General features: G+C 73.2%; 5 protein-coding genes and 1 pseudogene. 5 read left to right on the top strand and 1 reads right to left on the bottom strand.

Going from position 1 to position 5,296, the window contains the following annotated elements:
- A pseudogene (locus OUY22_RS35510) lies at positions 1-506 on the bottom strand (NADP-dependent oxidoreductase); the annotation flags it as partial.
- A 108-nt stretch (positions 507-614) separates the two neighbouring features.
- Here OUY22_RS35510 and OUY22_RS35505 point away from each other — a divergent pair.
- The 5 genes from OUY22_RS35505 to OUY22_RS35485 form a co-directional block, all read left to right on the top strand.
- Positions 615-1,331 (top strand): FadR/GntR family transcriptional regulator, encoded by a 717-nt coding sequence (locus OUY22_RS35505; RefSeq protein WP_270159704.1) that lies wholly within the window; start codon positions 615-617, stop codon positions 1,329-1,331.
- 98 nt (positions 1,332-1,429) lie between these two features.
- The gene (locus OUY22_RS35500; RefSeq protein WP_270159703.1) at positions 1,430-1,951 is read left to right on the top strand and encodes a MaoC family dehydratase; all 522 of its coding nucleotides are present in this window, start codon (positions 1,430-1,432) and stop codon (positions 1,949-1,951) included.
- Positions 1,952-2,986, top strand: coding sequence for an LLM class flavin-dependent oxidoreductase (locus tag OUY22_RS35495; RefSeq protein WP_270159702.1), 1,035 nt, complete (start codon positions 1,952-1,954; stop codon positions 2,984-2,986).
- A complete protein-coding gene (locus OUY22_RS35490; protein ID WP_270159701.1) occupies positions 2,983-4,209 on the top strand; it encodes a CaiB/BaiF CoA transferase family protein in 1,227 nt (408 codons plus the stop codon). Before OUY22_RS35495 ends, OUY22_RS35490 begins: the two co-directional genes overlap by 4 nt.
- On the top strand, positions 4,206-5,296 hold a 1,091-nt coding region (locus OUY22_RS35485), incomplete at its 3' end, for an MmgE/PrpD family protein (protein ID WP_270159700.1). The genes OUY22_RS35490 and OUY22_RS35485, both read left to right, overlap by 4 nt.

Genomic DNA, 5,296 nt, shown 5'->3' with positions numbered 1-5,296 from the left:
TGCCCGGCCACGCCGCCGACCGCGCCGGTGGCCGAGGAGATCACGACGGTGTCCCCGATCACGGGACGGATCAGGCGGGTGATCGCGGCGTACGCGGTCAGTCCCGGCGTGCCGAGCGCGCCGAGCACGGCGGTACGGGGCACGCCGGGCGGCAGGGTCAGCGGCCGGAGCGAGTCGGTGGGCAGGGTGGCGTACTCCTGCCAGCCGGTCTCGGCCACGACCCACTCACCGGTGCCCACCACCTGCGCGACCGCCCTGCCGGGCACCAGGTCGCCGGGGTGGATCGGCGGGTGGCCCAGGTTGCGGCCCGTCATGGCGCCGCGGACCCACGGGTCGAGCGACAGGTGGACGGCCCGCACCAGCGTCTCGCCCGGCCCCGGCGGTGTGACCGGTACGGTCTCCAGGCGGAAGTCCTCGTCCACGGGCACCCCCTCGGGGCGGCGGGCGAGGACGATCCTCCGCAGGCTCTGCGGCGGCGCCCCGGGGGACGGGTTGGTGCTGGTCATGTCGGTGCTCCCTTCATGCGGAGCATTAGGGTTACATGTTGAAACACTGTTTCGCTAGAGGGAACCCGAGGTCGAAAAGATCGGCCCCGGCGGGTTACGCTGGTGCGTGTGCCGACCGATCGCGCCGCTGCTCCGGCGTACCAGGACCTGGCGAGCCGGCTGAGAGAGCAGATACTCGCCGGCCGGTTGAAGCCCGGCGACCGGCTCCCGGTGGAGCCGGAGTTGTGCGCCATGTACGGCGTGAGCCGCAGCACCGTGCGCGAGGCGCTGCGCGTCCTGTCGAGCGAGGGCCTGCTGGTCACCCGCAGGGGGGTGGCCGGAGGCAGCTTCGTGGTGCACCCCGATCCGGACCACATCAGGCGCTACCTGCTGTCCAGCTTCGCGCTGTTCACCGACTCCGGCTCGGTCGCCAACCTGCTGGAGGTCAGGATCCTGCTGGAGGTGCCCGCCGCCGGGCTCGCGGCCGAGCGCCGGTCCCCCGAGCAACTGGAGGCGCTGCGGCGCTCGCTGACCAAGCCGCGCCGCGACCGGGGACGCGGGTTCATCGCCAACCGGGGCTTCCACGAGGTGCTGCTCTCGGCGGCGGGCAACCCGCTGCTGACCGCCGTGACCGCTCCCGTGTTCGGCGTGCTGGAGGGCAGGTTCGCCCGCGACCAGGCGGCGTCCGACTTCTTCGAGCGGGTCGACGGCGACCACCGGGAGATCTTCGCGGCCGTCGAGTCCGGTGACCGCGAGGCCGCCGAGCGGGCGCAGCGTGAGCATCTGGAGCATCTGCGGGAGACGTACACGCGCATCGACAGGGAGCGACGGGAAACCGGCGATTAGCCGAAACGTTGTTACGTTCAGTGGAACAACGCCTTGACCCTTGAATAGTCTGATGTTTAGGCTCTGGCTGTCAGCGTGAGGCCGAGCGAGGGAACGTCATGAGTGTCAAACCGGGCTGGCAGGGTCGGTTCTTCGAGGACTTCGAAGTCGGCGACGTGTATCAGCATCCACTCGGCAGGACCGTGTCCGAGGCGGACAACACCTGGTTCACGCTCCTGACGATGAACACCAACCAGATGCACTTCAACGCCCAGTACGCCGCGCAGTCGGAGTTCGGCAAGCCGCTGGTGGTCTCCACCTTCACGGTGGCCATCGCCGTCGGCCAGAGCGTCACCGACCTCACCCAGAACGCCTTCGCCAACCTGGGCTGGACCGACATCCGGATGACCCACCCGGTGTTCGCGGGCGACACGCTGTGGAGCGAGTCGATCGTGCTGGAGAAGCGCGAGTCCGGCAGCCGCCCGCACGCCGGCATCGTCACCGTGAAGACCCGGACACTCAACCAGGACGGCAAGGAGGTCTGCTCGTTCAACCGGACCTTCTACGTGTACAAGCGCGGCGCCGAGCAGATCGAGGGCCTGTTCCCCACCGCGGAACAGCCGCTCTCCCTGGAGGACTGAGTGCGCATCACCTACGGCCCGTGGGGCGAGACCCTGGCCGAGCAGGCCGCCGCCGCCCGCGCCGCCGAGGAGGCGGGCGCCGAGGTCGTGTGGGTGCCCGAGCTGCACCGCAGCGCCACCGTGTCCGCCGCGGCGCTCGCCCAGGCCACCACCGGCGCCCGGGTGGGCACCGCCATCGCGCTCGCCTTCACCCGCAGCCCCATGGTGACCGCCCTGGAGGCGCTCGACCTGGACGAGCTGTCCGGCGGCCGGTTCGTGCTAGGGCTCGGCAGCGGGGTCAAACGGCTCAACGAGGACTGGCACAACGCCCGCTGGGGCAAGCCCGTCGGCCACCTGCGCGAGACCGTCCGCTACCTGCGCCACTTCTGGGAGCACTGCGGCACGGGCGAGCCCATGGTCCTGGAAGGCGAGCACGAGCCGATGCGGATCATCGGCTACCAGCGCCCCTTCCCGCCCGTCCGCACCCGGATCCCGATCTACCTGGCCGCGGTCGGCCCGGCCATGACCAGGCTCGCCGCCGAGATCGGCGACGGCTGGATCTCCCACGAGCTGTGCTCGCCCGCCTACCTGGCCGAGCGCATCCTGCCGGAGATCGAGGCCGGACTCGCCAAGACCCCCGGCAAGCGGCGCGGCGACCTCGACCTCGTCGTCTCCGCCGCCTGCTCGGTCGACGACGACCCGAAGCTGGCCCGCCGCCGCGCGGCCGGCCTGGTCGGCTTCTACGCCAGCGTGCGCAGCTACGCCGAGTTCTTCGCCTTCCACGACCTGGCCGCCGACCAGGAGGCCGTGGTCGAGACCTTCCGCGGCGGGCGCGGCGCCGACCACCTCGGCGACGTGGTGACCGACCGCATGGTGGACGCGCTCACCCTCGCCGGCACCCGCGACGAGGTGCGCGAGCGGATCGCCGCCTACGAGGGCCTGGCCGACTCCGTCAAGCTCACCCCGCCGACCCACGGCCTGTCCGCGGCCGAGACCAGGGCCGCGCAGCAGGCCATCATCCACCTCATCGCCGACATCACGGGAGGGCGAGCGTGAGACCGCTCGAAGACGTCCGGATCATCGCCGTCGAGCAGTACGGCGCCGGTCCGTTCGGCAGCGTGCACCTGGCCGACCTGGGCGCCGAGGTGATCAAGATCGAGGACCCGAGGGCCGGCGGCGACGTCGGCCGCTACGTGCCCCCGTACGCCGAGGGCGAGGACTCGCTGTTCTTCGAGACCTTCAACCGCAACAAGCGCAGCCTGTCCCTGGACCTGTCCAGCCCGCAGGGCCGCGCGGTCTTCGAGGACCTCGTCAAGGTCAGCGACGCCGTCTACAGCAACCTGCGCGGCGACGTACCGGCCAAGATCCGCATCACCTACGACGACCTCAAGCACCTGAACCCGGCCATCGTGTGCTGCTCCCTCACCGGCTTCGGCATGACCGGGCCGCGCAGCAAGGAGCCCGGCTACGACTACGTGCTGCAGGGCCTGGCCGGCTGGATGGACCTCACCGGCGACCCGGACGGGCCGCCGACCAAGTCGGGCCTGTCGCTGGTCGACTACTCCGGCGGTTTCGTGGCGGCCATCGCGCTGCTCGCCGGCCTGCACGCGGCCCGCAGGGACGGCGTCGGCATGGACTGCGACGTCAGCCTGTACGACACCGCGATCGGGCTGCTGACCTACCCGGCGGTCTGGCACCTCAACGCCGGGTTCGTCCCCGAGCGCACCCGCCACTCGGCGCACCCGTCGCTGGTGCCGTTCCAGGCCTTCCAGGCGGCCGACGGCTGGCTGGTGGTCGGCTGCGCCAAGGAGAAGTTCTGGCAGCGGCTCACCCAGGTCATCGGCCACCCCGAATGGGCCGACGACCCGCGCTTCGCCACCTTCGCCGACCGGCGCCGCAACCAGGACGTGCTGCTGCCCCTGCTGGAGGAGATCTTCCGGCGGCGCACGGTCGAGGAGTGGCTCGCGCCGCTGTACGCCGCCGCCATCCCCTGCGGCCCGATCAACGACGTCGCCGCCGCCATGCGGGAGGAGCACACCGCCGCCCGCGACCTGCTGGTGGAGACCGAGCACCCGCACTGGGGCACCGTCCGCCAGGTGGCCTCCCCGGTCCGGGTCGGCGCCGAGCGGCCCGCCTACCGGCGCGCGCCGCGCCGCAACGAGGACTTCGGCCACGTCGTTCGCGACCTGCTCGGGTACGACGACGACCGGGTGCGCGACCTGACCAGGGCCGGCGCCTTCGGCCCCTCTGCGGACCCGGCGGAGGGGGTGGCGCGGTGACCGTCGCGCGCACCCTCGCCGGCTGGGCTCTCGGACCCGGCCCGGCGGACGCGCCCGAGGAGGTGCGCCGGGCCGCGTGCCGGCACCTGCTGGACGGGTTCGGCACCGCCGTCGCGGGCGGCCGGGCCGGAGCGGCGGCCCCCGCGATCGCCGTCGCCCGGGGACTCGGGGGCCCGCCCGAGTCGTCCCTGCCCGGCACCGGCGCGCGCGGCTCGGCCGTGGCCGCCGCCCTGGCCACCGGCACGCTCGTGCACGCGCTCGACTTCGACGACACCCACGCGGGCGGGCTGGTGCACGCGACCGCCGCGGTGCTGCCCGCCGCGCTCGCCGTCGGCGAGCAGACCGGCGCGACCGGCGCCGAGGTGCTCGCCGCCGCCATCGCCGGCTACGAGACCGTGTGCCGGCTCGGCGCCGCCGCCCCGCACGCCTTCCACGCCCGGGGGCTGCACGCCACCATGGCGTGCGGCGTGCTGGCCGCCGCCGTCGTGGCGGCCCGGCTGATGCGCCTCGACCCCGGCACCGCCGTGGACGCGCTCGGCATCGCCGGGAGCCAGGCCGGCGGCCTGCTGGAGTTCCTGTCGACCGGGGCGTCCACCAAGCAACTGCACCCCGGGCTGGCCTCGGCGTCCGGCATCCTGGCCGCCCGGCTCGCGGCGGCCGGGGCCAGCGGCCCCGACACCGTGATCGAGGGGCCGCACGGCCTGTACGCGGCCCTGGCCGGACGCCCCGCCGACACCGCCCGCATCACCAACGGCCTGGGCGAGACGTGGGAGACCACCCGCATCACGATCAAGCCGTATCCGGCCTGTCAGCTCATGCACGTCACCCTCGACGCCGCCGCCGCCGCGCTCCGCGAAGCCGGGCTCGGTGGGGAGATCGCCGAGGTGATCGCGTACGTGCATCCTGACAGCGCCGCCATCGTGTGCGAGCCCGCCGACCGCAAGCTCGCCCCGCGCACCCCGTACGACGCGAAGTTCTCACTGCCGTGGAGCGTGGCGGCGCTGCTGCTGGACGGCGAGGTCACGCTCGGCACGTACGCGCCCGCCTCGCTGGGCCGCCGCGACGTCGCCGCGCTGGCCGCCCGCGT

Origin of the sequence: Nonomuraea corallina (genome assembly GCF_027620315.1) — a bacterium.
Classification (GTDB): domain Bacteria; phylum Actinomycetota; class Actinomycetes; order Streptosporangiales; family Streptosporangiaceae; genus Nonomuraea; species Nonomuraea corallina.
Note: the sequence above shows the minus strand (reverse complement) of the source record. Positions and strands in the feature narration are given on the sequence as shown.